The following is an 18,539-nucleotide window of genomic DNA, read 5'->3' on the forward strand; positions in this document are numbered from 1 at the left end:
ACAATTCATGACTAGTAAGGCTGATTATCTCCCTATATGATACTAGCTTGCCCTCACTGGAGAGAATAGGAAGTATGACAAATTTGACAGAAACGAATAAAAATTTAAATGGATTTCATTATTTTGCTCTTGGTTGGCGTTTAATTACACGCAAAGGGCTGAAGCGTTTTGTTATCTTACCCTTACTTGCCAACATTATTATTCTCGGAAGCGCTTTTTGGTGGTTATATGGTCAAATTGGTGGCATGGTCAATTGGATGATGGAAAAAATTCCTGATTGGTTACAGTGGTTGAGTTATTTGATCTGGCCATTATCCGTTATTTTTATCTTATTAGTGTTCACTTATTTCTTTAGCACCTTAGCCAACATTATTGCTTCTCCGTTTAATGGATTATTGGCTGAAAAATTAGAAGGCCAAATAACTGGTATTGCCCCACCAGATACGGGTGTTGCAGGTATATTGAAAGATGTTCCACGTATTTTAAAGCGTGAGTTAACTAAAATAGCTTATTATTTACCTCGCGCTATTGTTTTGTTATTGCTCTATTTTATTCCTGCTATCGGACAAACCGTTGCGCCTGTTTTATGGTTTGCTTTTGGTGCTTGGATGATGGCAATTCAATATAATGACTTTCCATTTGATAACCATAAAATTTCATTTGCAGAGATGAAATCTTCGCTTAAACAGGATAAATGGAATAATCTTCAATTTGGTATGATTATTAATATTTTTACCATGATCCCTATTCTAAATTTAGTCATCATGCCAGTTGCGATCTGTGGTGCAACAGCAATGTGGTGCGATCGTTATCGTAAACAACATGTGCAAGATGGACAGTGGTAAACCTAATTTAGCGACGTATCGATAAATATAAAAGACCCCGTTTTATTCTTAGACGGGGTCTTATTTTATGGTTTTTCTAAAATGTGATTTGGCTTATTTTGTTATTAACCAGACTACTCAATTAATGAACGAATATAATCTTTCGTTTCTTCTCTATCCATCGGCTCACGCTCATTAATACCCATTTCAAAGATATTTAATGCGCCATCTAGTTTTTCAATAATCTCTTCATCATCTCGAATACAGAGAATATAAGCATTTTCAAACGGTGTGATATCGACCAATCGTAACCCTTTTTCTGTCAAAAAGTGGTTAATATATTCCAAATAAGGTAGTTCATAAGGCAACATATAAGGATCTACACTCACCTCATCCCAGTCAATATTTTCAACTTGAGATAAAATCAACGCACTCGGCGATTCAGGCAAAGAGATGTGCTCTAACGATTTTAGATCAGGAATATCACCGAAATATTCTGTCCACTCCACATAGTCCATTAATCCTTGAGCTGAGAGTGATTCATATAGCCAATTAAGGACATCTTCTTGAGCATCTGACTCGGGTAAATTTTCACGCAAAGCTTGCGCATCTAATTCAGGTACGGCGAGTTCAAGCGCACTAATCAACTCTTCAATGGTTTCCATTATGACCCCTGTATTTGCAGTAAATGTGGTTAAAAATAGATTATCAGCCATCAATATACTGTACATCTCTTGATTTATTAATTTGTGAATCGTCTCACTGACTCTTGATTAGAACCTTTTGGAATAAAAAGAGAAAAAAGTTATAAGTATATTCATAAAGCTTATTTCCATCTTTAGCTTGATGGCGTATGGTAATTTCATCTGACCTTATAAAAATTATGTACCGAGGATAAAAATGAGCAAGATTTTCGAAGACAACTCGCAAACTATTGGGCACACTCCCTTAATTCGCTTAAAACATTTCGGAAATGGCAACATTCTGGCTAAAGTGGAATCTCGTAACCCAAGCTTCAGTGTAAAATGCCGTATCGGTGCCAACATGATTTGGGATGCAGAAAAAAAAGGCATTCTTAAAGAAGGTGTTGAGCTTGTAGAACCTACCAGTGGTAATACTGGGATTGCTCTGGCTTATGTTGCAGCAGCTCGTGGCTACAAATTAACACTGACGATGCCAGATACCATGAGTGTAGAACGCCGTAAATTACTCAAAGCATTAGGTGCTAATTTAGTGCTGACTGAAGGCGCAAAAGGCATGAAAGGTGCCATTGATAAAGCCAATGAAATTCGTGATAGCGATCCTAAGCGTTACCTTTTACTACAACAATTTAGTAATCCAGCTAACCCTGAAATTCATGAAAAAACCACAGGCCCTGAAATCTGGAATGATACTGATGGTGAAGTAGGTGCTGTTATTGCTGGCGTCGGCACTGGTGGTACTATTACGGGTATTGGTCGCTATTTGAAAAAGACACAAGGTAAAGCGGTAACAATGGTTGCTGTTGAACCAGTAGGCTCCCCTGTTATAACTCAAGCTCTCGCAGGTGAAGAAATAAAACCAGGTCCACATAAAATCCAAGGTATCGGAGCTGGCTTTATTCCTGAAAACCTAGATTTATCGTTACTGGATCGTGTTATTCAAATCACTAACGAAGAAGCCTTTGATACTGCTCGTGAACTGATGACTAAAGAAGGTATTCTTGCGGGCATTTCTTCAGGTGCAGCTATTGCAGCAGCAGTAAAACTCGCAAAAGAACCAGAATTTGCAAATAAAGAAATTGTGGTTATTTTACCTTCTTCAGGTGAACGTTATTTAAGCACCCCACTTTTTGCTGACATTTCTGACAGCTAAATCGCGTCATCTCAATTGTAAAATATTTATTAAAAAAGCACCTCAATGGTGCTTTTTTTGTGGTAGAGATCAAAGTTTGTTATCCAGACAGGTGATTTATTTCTTCGAGTTTAGTATTTAATCAATTAATTATTTCGAAGGTCGAAATTAATCAGAAAATAACCGAGATGACAAAACGAACTCTTTTATCTTTCTGAACACTATTTTTATCAGATGACGCTTTACGGCTTAATATTATCTGATATTGCTACGCAAAGCAGGACAAATTCATCTACACTTACTAAGTCCTGACTTAATGTGAACAATTGAGTTATAAAAGGAAAAAATCCTATGTACCAGCAAGAAGTTACTATTACAGCACCAAACGGCTTACATACTCGTCCTGCGGCACAATTTGTAAAAGAAGCCAAAACATTTTCTTCTGATATCACGCTTATCTCTAGCGGTAAATCTGCCAGCGCTAAGAGCCTTTTCAAATTACAAACTTTAGGCTTAACCCAAGGTACTGTTGTAACTATCTCTGCTGAAGGCGAAGATGAAAAACAAGCTGTTGAAGCATTGGTAAAATTAATGGCGGAATTAGAGTAATTCGCAATTAAGCATTAACGCACTATTTATTCCCCTGAAACCATTCAGGGGAGTTAATTTCAATGATGATTTTAAAACAACAGTATTTTGCAATCCTATTCTTTTAAGATTATCACCAGCAAGTCGTAGGATAAATTATGATTTCAGGAATTTTAGCGTCACCCGGTATCGCATTTGGTCAAACCCTTCTCCTCAAAGAAGAACCCATCATCATTAGCCAACGTAAGATCCAAAGTGATGAAATTGAAAATCAAATCGAACGCTTTAAAGACGGTCGTAACAAATCTGCACAACAACTAGAAATTATTAAAGAGCGTGCTGAAAAGAACCTTGGTGCGGATAAAGCCGAAATCTTTGAAGGCCATATCATGTTGCTAGAAGATGAAGAGTTAGAACAAGAAATTGTTACTCTCATCAAAAGTGACAAAAAAACCGCTGAAGCTGCGGTTCAATCTGTTATTGAAGATCAAGCAACCGCATTAGAAGCGTTAGATGACGAATATCTAAAAGAACGTGCAGCTGACGTTCGTGATATTGGTAAACGCTTAATGCGCAATATCTTAGAGATGCCAATTATCGATTTAAGTGCTATCTCAGAAAAAGTTATTTTAGTTGCAACTGACCTTACCCCTTCTGAAACTGCACAATTAAGCTTAGACAACGTATTAGGCTTTATCACTGACTTAGGTGGCAGAACATCTCACACATCTATCATGGCTCGTTCATTAGAAATTCCAGCTATCGTGGGAACATCTACTGCGACACAAACTATTAAAAAAGACGATTATCTTGTTCTTGATGCGATTAATAACAAAATCATTATTAACCCATCAGATGAGGAACTCGAAGCATTAAAAGCCATCAAAGAAGAGTATCTACACGAAAAAGAAGAATTAGCAAAACTCAAAGACTTACCTGCTATTACACTTGATGGGCATCAAGTCGAAGTTTGCGCTAATATTGGTACAGTTCGAGATGTTGCTGGTGCTGAACGTAACGGTGCTGAAGGTGTTGGTCTGTATCGTACAGAGTTCTTATTTATGGATAGAGACTCTTTACCAACAGAAGATGAGCAATTCCAAGCCTATAAAGCAGTAGCCGAAGCTGTAGGAAGCCCAGCGGTCATTATTCGTACTATGGATATTGGTGGCGATAAAGACTTACCTTACATGAACCTACCAAAAGAAGAAAACCCATTCTTAGGCTGGCGTGCAATTCGTATTTGTCTTGACCGTAAAGAGATCCTTCATCCACAATTACGTGCTATCTTAAGAGCATCTGCTTTTGGTAAACTACGCATTATGTTTCCAATGATTATCTCTGTTGAAGAGATCCGTGCATTGAAAGCAGAACTTGAAATACTGAAAAGCCAGCTTCGTGAAGAAAAGAAAGCTTTTGATGAATCTATTGAAGTCGGTGTGATGGTAGAAACCCCAGCCGCAGCAGTGATGGCTCGTCATATGGCAAAAGAAGTTGACTTTTTTAGTATTGGGACTAACGATCTAACACAATATACTCTGGCTGTAGACCGTGGAAATGAGCTGATATCTCATCTATATAATCCAATGTCACCTGCAGTACTTAACCTGATAAAACAGGTGATTGATGCATCACATGCTGAAGGTAAATGGACTGGAATGTGTGGTGAACTTGCTGGAGATGAACGAGCAACATTGCTCCTTCTCGGCATGGGATTAGATGAGTTTAGTATGAGTGCGATTTCAATTCCTCGCATCAAAAAAGTGATCCGTAATGCGAATTACGATGATGCAAGAGCACTAGCAGAGCAAGCACTTGCTCAGCCAACTGCAAAAGAATTGATGGACTTAGTAGAAACTTTTACTAAAGAAAAGACACTATGCTAATCGCATTAGCCAGAGCCCGGTCCCAACTACAATAATTAGGAGAAGATTCATGGGTCTGTTTGATAAATTAAAATCACTGGTTTCAGAGGAAAAGAAAGGCAGTGGCACGATTGATATTGTTGCACCACTTTCTGGTGAAATCGTCAATATCGAAGATGTTCCTGATGTTGTTTTCGCTGAAAAAATCGTAGGTGACGGTATTGCTATCAAACCTGCTGGTAATAAAATTGTTGCGCCAGTCGATGGTACTATCGGTAAAATTTTCGAGACTAACCATGCTTTCTCTATTGAGTCTGACAACGGTATCGAGTTGTTTGTCCACTTCGGTATCGACACTGTTGAACTGAAAGGTGAAGGGTTTAAACGTATCGCTGAAGAAGGTCAGCAAGTAAAAGTAGGTGATACGATTTTAGAATTTGACTTAGCTGTATTAGAAGAAAAAGCAAAATCAGTTCTAACTCCGGTTGTTATCTCTAATATGGATGAAATTCAAGGTTTAACCAAAATGACAGGCCCAGTTACTGTTGGTGAAACCGTTATTATTCAGATTAAAAAATAATCTTCTGTGATGTTCTCTATTTAAACCGCCACCAATAATGTGGCGGTTTTTTATATTCAAAAATCCAAGAGCGAAGATCAAAAATACGCTAACTCATTCGACGATGTTCTTACTCTAAATAATTCAAGGTGTAGCTAGGCGACAAGTGAATAAGTCCCTAGGAGCATACATTAGTATGTGACTAGGGTGAGTGAACGCAGTCAACAACGCTACAACTTGAAGTATAACGAGTAAAATGCTCTAAATAATTCAAGGTGTAGCTAGGCGACAAGTGAATAAGCCCCTAGGAGTATACATTAGTATGTGACTAGGGTGAGTGAACGCAGTCAACAACGCTACAACTTGAATTATGACGAGAAAACGCCCGTAGATAAATAACGATCGCCTCTATCACACACAATCGCAACAATCACCGCACCAGGATTCTCTTTTGCAACGCGCAGAGCGCCAGCAACAGCCCCTCCAGAACTTACGCCACAGAAGATACCCTCTTGGCTAGCTAAAAGGCGCATCGTTGATTCTGCTTCTTTTTGTGACATATCTATCACACTATCCACCAACTCTTTTTTAAAGATACCCGGTAAGTAAGCAGGTGACCAACGACGAATACCAGGAATTTGACTTTTCTCTTCAGGCTGAAGGCCTATCACTTGCACACTATTAGATTGTGTTTTTAAGTAACTTCCCACACCAGTGATTGTGCCCGTTGTTCCCATACTTGAAACAAAATGCGTAATACGACCTTGTGTTTGTTGCCAAATTTCAGGGCCTGTTGAAATAAAATGTGCTCTTGGATTATCGGGGTTATTAAATTGGTCTAATACCTTACCTTCACCCTGTTGTTCCATTTGTTGTGCGAGATCTCGTGCACCTTCCATACCGATTTCACGACTCACTAAAATCAATTCTGCGCCATAAGCTTGCATTGATGCTTGACGCTCTTTACTCATATTCTCAGGCATTAGCAGCTTTAAACGGTAACCTTTTACCGCCGCAATCATCGCTAAGGCAATCCCCGTATTACCACTGGTTGCTTCAATCAACGTATCACCCGGCTTTATTTCACCGCGTAATTCCGCTTGTTCAATCATCGATAATGCAGCTCTGTCTTTTACTGAACCTGCGGGATTATTGCCTTCAAGCTTAACCCAGATTTCAGCGTCTACCTCTTGTGTAAGTCGTTGTAGTTTTACTAATGGTGTATTACCAATAAATTGTTCTAACCCTGCCACAATAAGTCCCTGCTCATTTGTTTGTCTGTATTAATGAAGAAATCACATTTAACTTATTAACGCAATAACATTAACGTAATTCGATAAGTCTCTACACTTTCGTAAAAACCAAAACACCCACGCTAAAAATAAGCATGGGTGAGAAATAATAAAAGGCTATGCTATTAATAAAATTAAGCGGTATAAGCTAACGATACTGTATTTAAGGGAGTATCTCCCGTATATAAACGGGCTTGAGCACCTCCCATATAATAGGTATTTCCTTTTGTTGGCGCCGAAGAAATATCATTCCAAACTGCAGTAATAGGTGTTTCACTCCAACCTAATGGCTGTAAAATTAACTGCCAATAATGCCCTTTGGGTGATACCTCAATAACCTTAACGGGTAATCTGCAAACACTATTGGCATGTACACTTAATGCAATTTCCCACGGACGTAAGAACACATCTACCGAACCTTGATAAAGCGGTGTCACAGATAATGGCAAGTGATATCCCCCAATCTGTAATTGAGCGCCATTAATTTTACCTTTTAGGTGGTTCACATCACCTAAAAATTCTAAAACAAAGCGACTTTTTGGTGATTGCCACACTTCTTGTGGTGTCCCTACTTGCTCTATTTTGCCATTTCCCATAATCACAATGCGATCAGCCACTTCCATCGCTTCTTGTTGATCATGAGTGACGAAGACACTGGTAAATTTAAGCTCTTCATGCAATTCACGTAACCAACGGCGTAATTCGGTTCTCACCTTGGCATCTAAAGCACCAAAAGGCTCATCTAATAACAAAATTTGAGGTTCAACGGCCAATGCTCTTGCTAAGGCTACACGCTGTTTCTGTCCGCCTGACAATTGTGCTGGATAACGTTGAGCTAAATGAGGCAATTGGATCATCTCTAATAACTGCTCAACTTTTTTATGAATTGCGTCTTTGCTAGGGCGCTCGCGGCGGGGCAATACGGTTAAACCAAAAGCGATATTCTCAAATACGGTCATATGGCGAAACAATGCATAATGCTGAAAAACAAAACCGACTTTGCGATCTCTCGCATGTAATCGGCTAACATCCTGCCCTTCGAAACGAATACTTCCTTGGGTTTGATGCTCAAGACCTGCAATAATACGTAAAAGTGTCGTTTTTCCCGATCCTGAAGGCCCTAACAGCGCCACCATTTCACCTGAAGCCACATCAAGACTGACATCATGCAACACTTCAGTGCGATCAAAATATTTTGTGACACTATTAATTTCAATACTCATATTTTGCCTCTACTTTTGTGTAAATAATGATGTCATTGCTGACGAGCTAAGTGCCATTGCAATGCACTTTTAAACATTAAAGTGAATATTGCCATCATGGCGAGTAATGCAGCCGCCGTAAATGCGCCAACGGTATTGTAATCTTGATGAAGTAATTCCACTTGTAACGGTAGTGAATAGGTTTCGCCACGAATAGCACCAGACACCACAGAAACCGCACCAAACTCACCAATTGCTCTAGCATTCGTTAAAACAACACCATAGAGCAATGCCCAACGAATATTAGGCAACGTCACTCGCCAAAACATCTTCCACCCACTCGCTCCTAATAACACGGCAGCTTCATCTTCTTGGCTACCTTGGCTCATCATCACTGGTACCAGTTCTCTGACTACAAAAGGGCAAGTGACAAACACCGTAACTAATACCATTCCCGGCCATGAGAACATAAGTTGGATATCAAATTGCGATAACCACTGCCCAGCCCAGCCATTGCTACCGTAAAAAAGCAGATAAAGTAATCCAGCAACCACTGGAGATACTGCAAATGGAATATCTATCAACGTCATTAACAGTTGGCGCCCCGGAAAACGAAAGCGCGTGACAAGCCATGCCATACTGACACCGAACAACATATTGACAGGTACAGTGATTATCGCGATGAGAACCGTTAACCAGACAGCATGTAACATATCGCTGTCTAATAAATTCTCAGTAAATATTTCAACGCCTTTTGAAAACGCGGTCATAAAGATCCACGCAATAGGCACAACTAAAAATAAAATGGATAACACAACGCCAGTAAAGATTAACCCCCACTTTACCCAATCAATTTGGCGACGATATACCGAGCGTTGTTGCATAATATCTGACATCAATGCCCCCTTAACCGTTGACCAAATCGGCTTTGTAATCCATTAATTGAAAACAGTAAGACTAATGAAACAAGTAAAATTACAGAAGCAACGGCACTTGCCGCAGGATAATCAAACTCTTGCAATCGAATAAAAATCATCAAAGAAACGACTTCTGTTTGCCATGCAATATTGCCAGCAATAAAAATAACGGCGCCAAACTCACCTAAACTGCGCGTAAAAGAGAGCGCGGTTCCCGCTATTAGTGCCGGTGATAATTCAGGTAATACAACCTTACGAAAAGTCTGCCAACGACTCGCTCCTAGCGTCTCAGCCGCTTCTTCATACTCAGGGCCTAACTCTTCAAGAACTGGCTGAACCGTTCTTACAACAAAAGGTAAACTGGTAAAAGCCATAGCAACGGCAATACCAATCCATGTATTAATGACTTTTATATCAAATTTATCCAATACAAAACCGTACCAGCCTTGTGTTGAAAAAAGCGTTGCGAGTGTCAAGCCCGCAACAGCCGTAGGTAAAGCGAAAGGTAAATCCATTAAACCATCAAGTAGTTGTCTACCTGGAAAACGGTAACGAGTAATGATCCACGCAAGCAACATACCGAAAATAGCATTAAAAATGCTGGCAACTGCCGCCGCTAATAGCGTGACTTTATAAGCGGCCACAATTTGTGGATGCGTGATTACTGCCCAATATTGGGCCCAACTCATATCAGAAAGTTGCACAACCAGCGCACTCATTGGTAACAGCAAGATCAAGCAGGTATAAAACAGTGTTCCACCTAAACTTAATCCAAATCCCGGTAAAACCCGTTTGCTGGTTGTGGTAAACATTATTGACGTCCTTGCGCTAATAACTTGTCAAGCATGCCATCTGTCGTGAAATGTGTTTTCATCACGTTATTCCAGTCACCAAATACTTCTTCAACCGTAAATAGTGACGTTGCGGGGAACTGTGCTGTTTTTTCAGCCATGACCGCTTTATCATTTACGCGATAATTAAATTGCGTGATGATCTCTTGTGCTCTAGGGCTGTATAAATAGTTTAGATAGGCTTTTGCCAGTGCTTCGTTGTCATTACGTTGAACATTTTTATCAATCCAAGCGACTGGAAATTCAGCTAAAATATCAACAGGTGGTACAATGACTTGATATTCATCTTCACCATATTGTTGACGAATATTATTAACTTCAGATTCAAAGCTTATTAATACATCTCCGAGTCCACGTTCAATAAAAGAAGTCGTTGCACCACGGCCTCCTGTATCAAACACCTCAACATTCTTGAGGAATTTCTTCATCGCTTCTTGTGTTTTCTCATCGTTACCATAAGCTTTTTCAAAAGCTCCCCACGCGGCTAAATAGGTATAGCGGCCATTACCCGATGTTTTAGGATTAGGGAAAACCACTTTGACATCTTCACGCGTTAAATCTTCCCATGAAGTAATGTTCTTTGGATTTCCTTTGCGTACTAAATACGCCATGGTCGAATAATAAGGTGAACTATTATTAGGAAGACGTTGTTGCCAATTAGCAGGAATTAATTTGCCTTTATCATGCAAAATTTGCACATCAGTAACTTGGTTATAGGTCACTACATCCGCAGGTAAACCTTGCAATATTGCAAGTGCTTGCTTAGAAGAGCCTGCATGTGATTGTTTGATGGTGACTTTATCGTCAGGATGTTGTGCATCCCATTGTGTTTTAAAATCGCTGTTTAGCTGTGTGAATAACTCTCTGGCGATATCGTAAGAGCTATTAAGTAATTGAGCCGCCCCTGCATAACTACTAACCACCAAAGACAATGCTACGGTTGCTTGTAATGCAAAGGTTCTGATCGTGTTTTTCTTCATTAAAAGTACCCATCATTGTAAGTTTTATTCTAATGGTTACTCTATCGACTTTATTTATAACAGTGTAGTTAGCTTTTGTTATTTGATATAACTATAAGCTATTAAAAATGAATAAAACTCAGGCTAATTAATTAAATTTGCATCAATTACTCTTTATATGAAAAAAATTCAGACAAAAATGCCCGCTTTTAAAGCAGGCATTTCATTAATAAAGCGTATTTAACACTAGATAATAATCACAGTGATTTTAATACTTCATAAGAAGGTGCGAAGTAATAACTTCCCGTTACAGGTTTACTCATACGTAATAGGTCATCATGTTTGCCGTCTAATTCACCAAACATGCTCAATAGTTGCTGCTCGATGTTATATAAACGACCACAGTAAGCTAAGAAATATAAACCATGTTTACCGCTTGCAGTACCGTAAGGCAGGCTGTGACGTAAAATCGCTAGCTCTTCACCATCTTCTTCAATCACAACACGAGAAACGTGAGATGTCACATTACGCTCAGATTCATCAAGTTCAACACTGTCTTTTTTAGTGCGACCGATCATTTTTTCTTGGTCTGATTCACTAAAACGAGCCCATTTTTTCAGGTTATGCTCATAACGTTGCACTAAAACATAACTACCACCAGCATCAATGCCGTCATTAATTAGTGCAACACCATAACGTTCATCATCCTGTGGATTTTCTGTGCCATCAATGAAACCACTTAAATCGCGCTCTTCTATCCAACGGAAACCATGAATTTCTTCTTCAACTTTGATTGCGTCACCAAAAGCAGCAATTGCGGCTTGTGCCAGTGAGAAATTCACATCATGACGCATAGATTGGATATGAATAAGAAGATCACGCTGTGTTGCAGGCGCTAAACCTTTACCTAGAGGGCGAAAAGGTTTGAGCTCTGGTGCGCTATTTTCATCGGAAAGTTTTTTCCAGAGATCAGAACCAAATGCAACAACTGCGCCTAGTGATGCATCAGGAAATTGCTTTTGTAAATCAGATAATGATTGCATGAATTTCTGACATCCTTCACGCAGAGCCTCTAATTCACCGACAACCATTGCTTCGATAAAAAGACCAAATTTACTATGTGCGACTAAAATGCCACTTTGTGCATGAGACATATTGCTTTCCTAATCAATAATCAAAACACCTAGAATGATGTTAATTATATCGAATATTTTTTCCTGAAGATTTGCCTTTTAACAAAAATCGGACAGTCTGATTATAAAATCTTCCTTGTTTTATAAGGAATAGCATAAGGAATAGCGTGAAGGCTATTTGTTCTGCCAAATAATCTGCGTTAATGTCCAGTTAGATAGAACTTCATCAGGTGGCATTAATCCATCAGGACCATCCCATTGACCACTAAAGACATAACTCACCGATTTAGCTTCTGTGGATTGACATAAAATAGTTCTCTGTTTTTCATCTTTAGGGCCTTTGCTGCACACACCAAATGCTTTTTTATAGATATCTTTAAATGGTGTACCTATCGTTATTCCCCAATCTGTTGTTGCCTTAGCATCAAAGACTTCTATTTTCTCAACGGTGCCTTTTTCTTTGCCATAGAAAGCCACTTGGATTTTATTATCTTCAAGTGCTTGGACTACAACAGTAATATCGCTACCTTGCATCTCCATACCTTCACGATAATTGAAGCTACCGCCTAGCGCATTTTTTATTTCACTTTCTGTTATTTTTGTTGAGCTGGTGATATTACCTAATCCATTAGCAGAAACTGTTAACGTATCATTTGAAAACCAATTCATCGGATTTAGTGCAGAAAAAGACATTCCTCCCATGGATGAACAGCCACTTAATAGCAAAACACTTGTGCTCAAACACAAGGGTAACCAAAACTTAGGCATCATTTATTTCTCCGTTAAACTTTTTCGTCACACATTAAAATAGATATTGAGGTTATTAAGTACACCTTATCTTACTCTTTGTATCGTCTCAATCATCAGGCTAAAACTGTCGCAATAAGTCAGAATAACAAAATATTTACTGATTTGATCTTAGATAACCACATGAAAAGAAAGCCTAGTTACGACCATCAACATAACATTTTGTTCCACAGAAAAGGCAATATCAGATTTTACGCATAAAATAAGAAGTACAAATGTAAGAATAGAAACAAAGAAAAAAGAGATAAAATAGAAAGGGAAGAGAAATAACCCCTAAAAATATCAGGGGTTTTAAACACAATTAAAGATCAAAATCCTGATCAACAATTAATCGTTTAGTATAAGTTGTGCTTTCTTGGTTTTGATCTTCATACAATAACTTCTCAAACATACAAATTGTTGCATCATTTTCTTCTGGTACAACTAATGTAATTTGAGGACACCCTTTCGCGATCAGCTTTTTCTCTAACCGAGAGATCAATGCATTCGCAATGCCTCTTCCTCTAAAATCTGGATGAACGCCTAAATAGTATAAAGAACCACGATGACCATCATAGCCCCCCATCACACTACCCACGAGTTCACCCGCGACTTCGGCGATCAGAAACAAATCTGGTGAGTGGTTTATTTTTCTTTCAATATCAATTTCAGGATCGTTATCAGGCGATATCAAATCGCAACGCTCCCAAAGTGTAATAATTGCCTCAAAATCATCTTGGCGAAATACACGTATTTCCATGGTTTTGCCCATTATCGGTCACATAAATCTGAATTTATTATCGCTTGTTTAGTTTATGAATCAACTTGAAAATGAGAACATAGACAATATGGAGTTCTATTTTTAATAAATATGATAAAAATTGTAGGTTATTATGAATTTACCTGATATTCATCGCGTTAAAGAATTTTTCTTATCACTACAAGATACGATTTGTCGCTCTCTTGAAAACATAGACCAAAAAGCCACTTTTCAGCAAGATAACTGGGAAAGAAAAGAAGGAGGTGGTGGTCGTACTCGCGTTTTAACCAATGGCGCTCTTTTTGAACAAGCTGGCGTCAATTTCTCGCATGTTTATGGCGACACATTACCGAAATCTGCCACTGCACATCGCCCTGAATTAGCAGGACGTCGTTTTCAAGCCATGGGTGTTTCATTAGTTATTCATCCTCTTAATCCTTATATTCCAACTTCTCATGCTAACGTGCGTTTTTTTATTGCTGAAAAAGAGGGAGAAGATCCTGTTTGGTGGTTTGGTGGTGGCTTTGACTTAACACCTTATTATGGGTTTGAAGAAGATGTTATTCATTGGCATAAAGTAGCTAAATCGGTTTGTACTCCTTTTAGTGGAGATTATTACTCTCGTTATAAAAAATGGTGTGATGATTATTTTTATATTAAACACCGCAATGAACCTCGTGGTGTAGGTGGCCTTTTCTTTGATGATTTAAATACTCCAGATTTTGACCATTGTTTCGAATTTGTCCAACAGGTTGGGCTTGGTTATCTTGATGCCTATTTGCCTATTGTTGAAAAGCGCAAATCAATGCCTTGGGGAGAGCGTGAACGCCAGTTCCAACTCTATCGCCGTGGCCGCTATGTTGAATTCAATTTAGTGTGGGATAGAGGTACATTATTTGGCTTGCAAAGCGGCGGAAGAACAGAGTCCATTTTAATGTCGATGCCTCCCTTAGTCCGTTTTGAGTACAATTACTCACCCGAACCGAATACCCCAGAAGCAAAGTTATACAGTGACTTTTTGATCCAAAAAGAGTGGGTATAAAATACTTAATTTATTGAGAGTAAAGCCACATTAAAAATGTGGCTTTACTCGAATCAAACGAGAAGTTTAATAACAAATATTTCCTAAAATCAATTAAACAAAAAAGCCAGTAAACCTGTCACTTTATTTTTGTGTTCCCACCCTTCTGCTCTCATACAGGTATTGAAATAGTCTTTACGTTCCCATTCATTAGCATCGGAAGGAAGAGATGCTCCTGCGCCTGAATTAGGAATATCTTTACCATTTATACTCATAGGAGCAAAAGAAGGCTGGCTTGAAGCCACATATCTCGCGGGATATCGCGCTTTAGCTTCTTGCATACACATATTCTTAGCAATATCTAACGGTGATGGATTTGTAGTTTTTGCTTCCCATTTTTCAGGTGTTGCACAAGCAGAAAGCGTAAAAATTGATGCAATGATGATCGTTTTTTTCAAAGTAATAGCTCATTAAGACGAATGGGAATCAATTGCATTTTAGCTATTTTTTTAAAGAAATAATTAATTTTTTATGAAGTTTAATCTTATTGAAGTGAGAGCGCTTTTACTCTTCAAATAATGCATCGGGACAATCTGAAATAACATCAAATCCCAAATAATAATATAAGTGATATTTATTTATATCGTCTTTATTAAAAATATGGATCCCTTCAGAGCTGTAGCAGTTCGTTATATTCACTTTATTAGTATTAAAGATAATTTCAGCTTGATTTAATGCACCAGTGATTTTAACCATATTTTCTTGCTTAGGATTATTAGGATAAATAACAGATATTGATAACTCATCCATAAAATGTGCAAGTTGAGTCAGTTTTTTATTATAAAAAAATGTGTAAGTTGTTTTATCGTCAACAGAGTCATAAACCACATTGTGTTTATCTGAAAGGATAAAGTCATCACCTTTTAATGATAAACAACGATTGTTATTTTTATCAGTAGCATCATTAAAACATGTATAAACAGATTGAGCTGCAAGTGTGGCTTTATCGGTGTATAAAAAAAGCCCCTCTTCTTTATTAGAAACGAGTCCAAGAGAAAAATTATTTGATGTATCACTACTTAATGCAATGTTTTGATACCCAAGAAGAACAAAGAGAACAAATACTCTAAGCATATTAATTTCCTAAAAATAAAAGAAAGACGCAAATACATTGTGGATGAAATTTATCAGTATTTCTAAGAAATTACACTACCGAAATACATTAACAAAGATAGCACTTTATAAGTGTAAAGCTCTTCCTTCTAGTGTCAGTTGAGGCGCATCACGGATAGTATGGTCAGCACCAATTGCTAGAACAGACATAGTCAATTTTTTCTCAGCATATTGCTGGCTTTGAATTATTGTTTGTGGAATGGCACGATAATATGAGTAACATACCTACTTTTTAATTGTCTTAAACTGATAACACATTGAAAAAATGAGAAGGTGAATAATGGGAAAACTGCGTATTGGTATGGTCGGTTTAGGATCAATTGCACAAAAAGTTTATCTACCTATTTTAAGTAAAGCTTCTAAGTGGGAATTTATAGGCGCATTTTCACCTAATCAGGAAAAAGGGAATATAATTTGTGCCACTTATCGTATCCCTTTATTCACTAGCTTAAGTGCTTTAGCCCAACAGTGTGATGCGATATTTGTACATAGTGCAACTTCAAGTCATTTTGAAGTTATAGACTATTTATTAAACGCAGGTGTACATGTTTATGTTGATAAACCCTTAACAGAACATATTCACCAATCTGAGGCACTTATTAAGCTTGCTGCCAAGAAAAATAAAAAACTCATGGTGGGTTTTAATCGCCGCTTTGCCCCCTTTTATCATCAGTTGAAACAAAATATTACCCACCTTTCTTCTTTAAGAATTGATAAACATCGATGTGATAGTGTCGGCCCTAAAGAGACACGTTTTACCTTGTTTGATGACTATTTACATGTTGTTGATACGGCGCTTTGGTTAGCAGGTTCAAACGCTAAATTATTAAGTGGTAGTATTATCCAAACAAAAGAAAATGCACTTTTTTATGCTGAACACCATTTAAAAATCGACGATTGCTGGATAACAACATCAATGCACAGAAAAGCAGGAAGCCAGCAAGAGCAGATTATTGCTGTTGATGAAGATGCAATCCATCAAATTACAAATATGAATTTATGGCGCAGTGAAAGCAGAAGTAGGCTCACTGAAAAACATCCAGAAAATTGGGATCCCATTTTATTACAACGAGGTTTTATTGGGGCGGTGGAACACTTTATTGAATGTGTTACGAATAATACAGAGCCATCGACAAGTGGAGAGCAAGCCATTGTTGCTCAACTCATGATAGAAAAAATGCTAGCTAATCAATAAATTCTAGGTATAAAAAAACTGAGTTCATTATAAATTGAACTCAGTTTTTATTTTTTTGACGTTAAATTAACTTATTTCGATTTCTTCAAATGTGACATTAAACGCTTACGTTTACGCAACTGAGATTGTGTTAATTTATTTTTCTTATCCGCATAAGGGTTTTCACCCTCTTTAAATTGAATACGGATTGGCGTACCCATCACTTGCAGAGTACGGCGGAAATAGTTCATCAAATAGCGCTTATAGCTATCTGGTAAATCAGTGACCTGATTACCATGAATAACTACAACAGGTGGATTATAACCACCGGCATGTGCATATTTCATTTTTACACGACGTCCACGAACAATTGGTGGCTGATGATCATCTTCTGCCATCTTCATGATGCGAGTTAGCATAGAAGTTCCTACGCGACGCGTTGCACAGACATAGGCCTCTTGAATTGATTCAAAAAGATTACCCACGCCACTACCATGTAATGCAGAAATAAAGTGAACACGCGCAAAGTCAACAAAGCCCAGTTTAAGATCAAGCATGGCTTTTACTTGCTCGCGATCGTCTTGTGTCATGCCATCCCATTTATTAACAGCAATGACTAATGAACGACCTGCATTCAGGATATAACCTAATAATGAAAGATCTTGGTCAGAAATACCTTCACGAGCATCAATAACCAACAATGCAACGTTAGAGTCTTCAATAGCTTGTAATGTTTTGATAACAGAGAATTTTTCTACTGTTTCTTTTACTTTACCGCGTTTACGAACACCCGCTGTATCGATGATGATATATTCTTTCTCATCACGTTCCATTGGGATATAGATACTGTCACGGGTTGTACCTGGCATATCGTAAACAACCACACGATCTTCACCAAGCATACGGTTTGTCAATGTTGATTTACCGACATTAGGACGACCAACAATCGCTAATTTTACCGGTAATGTAGAAGGGTCAAAGTCGTCTTCTTCCTCTTCTAACGCTTGTGCTTCTTGTTCTGCTTCTAATGCAGCCCAATAAGCCGCATTTTCTTCTTCTTCAGTCAGCTCTAGCTCTTCTTCCACCACTTTACCCGTAATTGGTAAGAGTGCTTGTTCAATCAATTGAGCAACACCACGGCCATGAGATGCAGCAATTGGGAAGATTTCGCCTAATCCTAAAGAGTAAAAATCAGCTAATGCAGTATCAATATCGATACCGTCAGTTTTATTCGCAACTAAATACGTTTTTTTCTCAACACCACGAAGGTGTTTTGCAATACCTTGGTCTGCTGGCATCAAGCCCGCACGAGCATCAACTAAAAACAGTACGATATCGGCTTCTTGAATAGCCTGTAGCGATTGTGATGCCATATGGGTTTCAACACCCTCTTCAGCACCATCAATACCACCGGTATCAATAATAATAAATTCTTCGCCTTCTAACTCTGCTCGACCATATTTACGGTCACGGGTGAGGCCTGGAAAATCGGCAACTAATGCGTCTCTTGTGCGTGTTAGTCGATTAAATAACGTGGATTTACCCACGTTAGGGCGCCCTACTAAGGCAATAACGGGTATCATTTTTTGATGCCTCATAAAA

General features: G+C 38.3%; 19 protein-coding genes. 7 read left to right on the forward strand and 12 right to left on the reverse strand.

Features of this window, described 5'->3' with window-relative positions; translation table 11 throughout:
- Positions 1 to 74 precede the first annotated feature (74 nt).
- The gene (gene cysZ, locus ACWPWK_RS04065) at positions 75 to 845 is read left to right on the forward strand and encodes a sulfate transporter CysZ (RefSeq protein ID WP_109370944.1); all 771 of its coding nucleotides are present in this window, start codon (positions 75 to 77) and stop codon (positions 843 to 845) included.
- Between the two features lie 113 nt (positions 846 to 958).
- Here the strand turns inward: cysZ and ACWPWK_RS04070 are convergent, their stop codons facing one another.
- Entirely contained in the window at positions 959 to 1,489 is a 531-nt protein-coding gene (locus ACWPWK_RS04070; protein ID WP_109371467.1) for a hypothetical protein, read from the reverse strand.
- 235 nt (positions 1,490 to 1,724) lie between these two features.
- Here ACWPWK_RS04070 and cysK point away from each other — a divergent pair, with 235 nt between their 5' ends.
- The 4 genes from cysK (at position 1,725) to crr (ending at position 5,690) form a co-directional block, all read left to right on the forward strand.
- Entirely contained in the window at positions 1,725 to 2,678 is a 954-nt protein-coding gene (gene cysK, locus ACWPWK_RS04075) for a cysteine synthase A (protein ID WP_109370945.1), read from the forward strand.
- A gap of 330 nt (positions 2,679 to 3,008) precedes the next feature.
- Positions 3,009 to 3,266: a phosphocarrier protein Hpr gene (ptsH, locus tag ACWPWK_RS04080; protein WP_006533407.1), complete on the forward strand. Its 258-nt coding sequence runs from the start codon at positions 3,009 to 3,011 to the stop codon at positions 3,264 to 3,266.
- Positions 3,267 to 3,403: 137 nt separating this feature from the next.
- Complete coding sequence (ptsI, locus tag ACWPWK_RS04085) at positions 3,404 to 5,131, forward strand: phosphoenolpyruvate-protein phosphotransferase PtsI (protein ID WP_109370946.1); 1,728 nt, start codon at positions 3,404 to 3,406, stop codon at positions 5,129 to 5,131.
- Positions 5,132 to 5,180: 49 nt separating this feature from the next.
- Entirely contained in the window at positions 5,181 to 5,690 is a 510-nt protein-coding gene (gene crr, locus ACWPWK_RS04090; RefSeq protein WP_036935451.1) for a PTS glucose transporter subunit IIA, read from the forward strand.
- A gap of 347 nt (positions 5,691 to 6,037) precedes the next feature.
- Here crr and cysM read toward each other — a convergent pair whose 3' ends face one another.
- The 8 genes from cysM to ACWPWK_RS04130 form a co-directional block, all read right to left on the reverse strand.
- Positions 6,038 to 6,922, reverse strand: a complete 885-nt coding sequence (gene cysM / locus ACWPWK_RS04095) for a cysteine synthase CysM (protein WP_109370947.1) — start codon at positions 6,920 to 6,922, stop codon at positions 6,038 to 6,040.
- 173 nt (positions 6,923 to 7,095) lie between these two features.
- A complete protein-coding gene (gene cysA, locus ACWPWK_RS04100; RefSeq protein WP_109370948.1) occupies positions 7,096 to 8,184 on the reverse strand; it encodes a sulfate/thiosulfate ABC transporter ATP-binding protein CysA in 1,089 nt (362 codons plus the stop codon).
- A gap of 32 nt (positions 8,185 to 8,216) precedes the next feature.
- On the reverse strand, positions 8,217 to 9,059 hold the full coding sequence (gene cysW / locus ACWPWK_RS04105) for a sulfate/thiosulfate ABC transporter permease CysW (protein WP_109370949.1): 843 nt from the start codon (positions 9,057 to 9,059) through the stop codon (positions 8,217 to 8,219).
- Complete coding sequence (gene cysT / locus ACWPWK_RS04110; protein ID WP_072068681.1) at positions 9,059 to 9,892, reverse strand: sulfate/thiosulfate ABC transporter permease CysT; 834 nt, start codon at positions 9,890 to 9,892, stop codon at positions 9,059 to 9,061. Before cysT ends, cysW begins: the two co-directional genes overlap by 1 nt.
- Positions 9,892 to 10,911 carry a thiosulfate ABC transporter substrate-binding protein CysP gene (cysP, locus tag ACWPWK_RS04115; protein WP_109370950.1) on the reverse strand — a complete coding sequence of 340 codons (1,020 nt, stop codon included), beginning with the start codon at positions 10,909 to 10,911 and terminating at the stop codon, positions 9,892 to 9,894. Before cysP ends, cysT begins: the two co-directional genes overlap by 1 nt.
- A 236-nt stretch (positions 10,912 to 11,147) precedes the next feature.
- Positions 11,148 to 12,044 (reverse strand): Dyp-type peroxidase, encoded by an 897-nt coding sequence (locus ACWPWK_RS04120; protein WP_109370951.1) that lies wholly within the window; start codon positions 12,042 to 12,044, stop codon positions 11,148 to 11,150.
- A gap of 153 nt (positions 12,045 to 12,197) precedes the next feature.
- Positions 12,198 to 12,794: an RpoE-regulated lipoprotein gene (locus tag ACWPWK_RS04125; protein WP_244184986.1), complete on the reverse strand. Its 597-nt coding sequence runs from the start codon at positions 12,792 to 12,794 to the stop codon at positions 12,198 to 12,200.
- Between the two features lie 337 nt (positions 12,795 to 13,131).
- A complete protein-coding gene (locus ACWPWK_RS04130; RefSeq protein ID WP_109371471.1) occupies positions 13,132 to 13,569 on the reverse strand; it encodes a GNAT family acetyltransferase in 438 nt (145 codons plus the stop codon).
- 133 nt (positions 13,570 to 13,702) lie between these two features.
- On the opposite strand from ACWPWK_RS04130, the gene hemF reads away from it, so the two are divergent.
- Positions 13,703 to 14,611 carry an oxygen-dependent coproporphyrinogen oxidase gene (hemF, locus tag ACWPWK_RS04135; RefSeq protein WP_109370952.1) on the forward strand — a complete coding sequence of 303 codons (909 nt, stop codon included), beginning with the start codon at positions 13,703 to 13,705 and terminating at the stop codon, positions 14,609 to 14,611.
- Positions 14,612 to 14,700: 89 nt separating this feature from the next.
- On the opposite strand, the gene ACWPWK_RS04140 is transcribed toward hemF, so the two are convergent.
- On the reverse strand, positions 14,701 to 15,048 hold the full coding sequence (locus tag ACWPWK_RS04140; protein ID WP_244184987.1) for a hypothetical protein: 348 nt from the start codon (positions 15,046 to 15,048) through the stop codon (positions 14,701 to 14,703).
- Between the two features lie 106 nt (positions 15,049 to 15,154).
- Positions 15,155 to 15,724 carry a hypothetical protein gene (locus ACWPWK_RS04145; protein ID WP_109370953.1) on the reverse strand — a complete coding sequence of 190 codons (570 nt, stop codon included), beginning with the start codon at positions 15,722 to 15,724 and terminating at the stop codon, positions 15,155 to 15,157.
- A 319-nt stretch (positions 15,725 to 16,043) separates the two neighbouring features.
- Here ACWPWK_RS04145 and ACWPWK_RS04150 point away from each other — a divergent pair, with 319 nt between their 5' ends.
- Positions 16,044 to 16,958 carry a Gfo/Idh/MocA family protein gene (locus ACWPWK_RS04150; protein WP_109370954.1) on the forward strand — a complete coding sequence of 305 codons (915 nt, stop codon included), beginning with the start codon at positions 16,044 to 16,046 and terminating at the stop codon, positions 16,956 to 16,958.
- Positions 16,959 to 17,029: 71 nt separating this feature from the next.
- On the opposite strand, the gene der is transcribed toward ACWPWK_RS04150, so the two are convergent.
- The gene (gene der / locus ACWPWK_RS04155) at positions 17,030 to 18,520 is read right to left on the reverse strand and encodes a ribosome biogenesis GTPase Der (protein WP_098942308.1); all 1,491 of its coding nucleotides are present in this window, start codon (positions 18,518 to 18,520) and stop codon (positions 17,030 to 17,032) included.
- Positions 18,521 to 18,539 lie beyond the last annotated feature (19 nt).

This window comes from Proteus sp. Marseille-Q3619, from assembly GCF_965283115.1.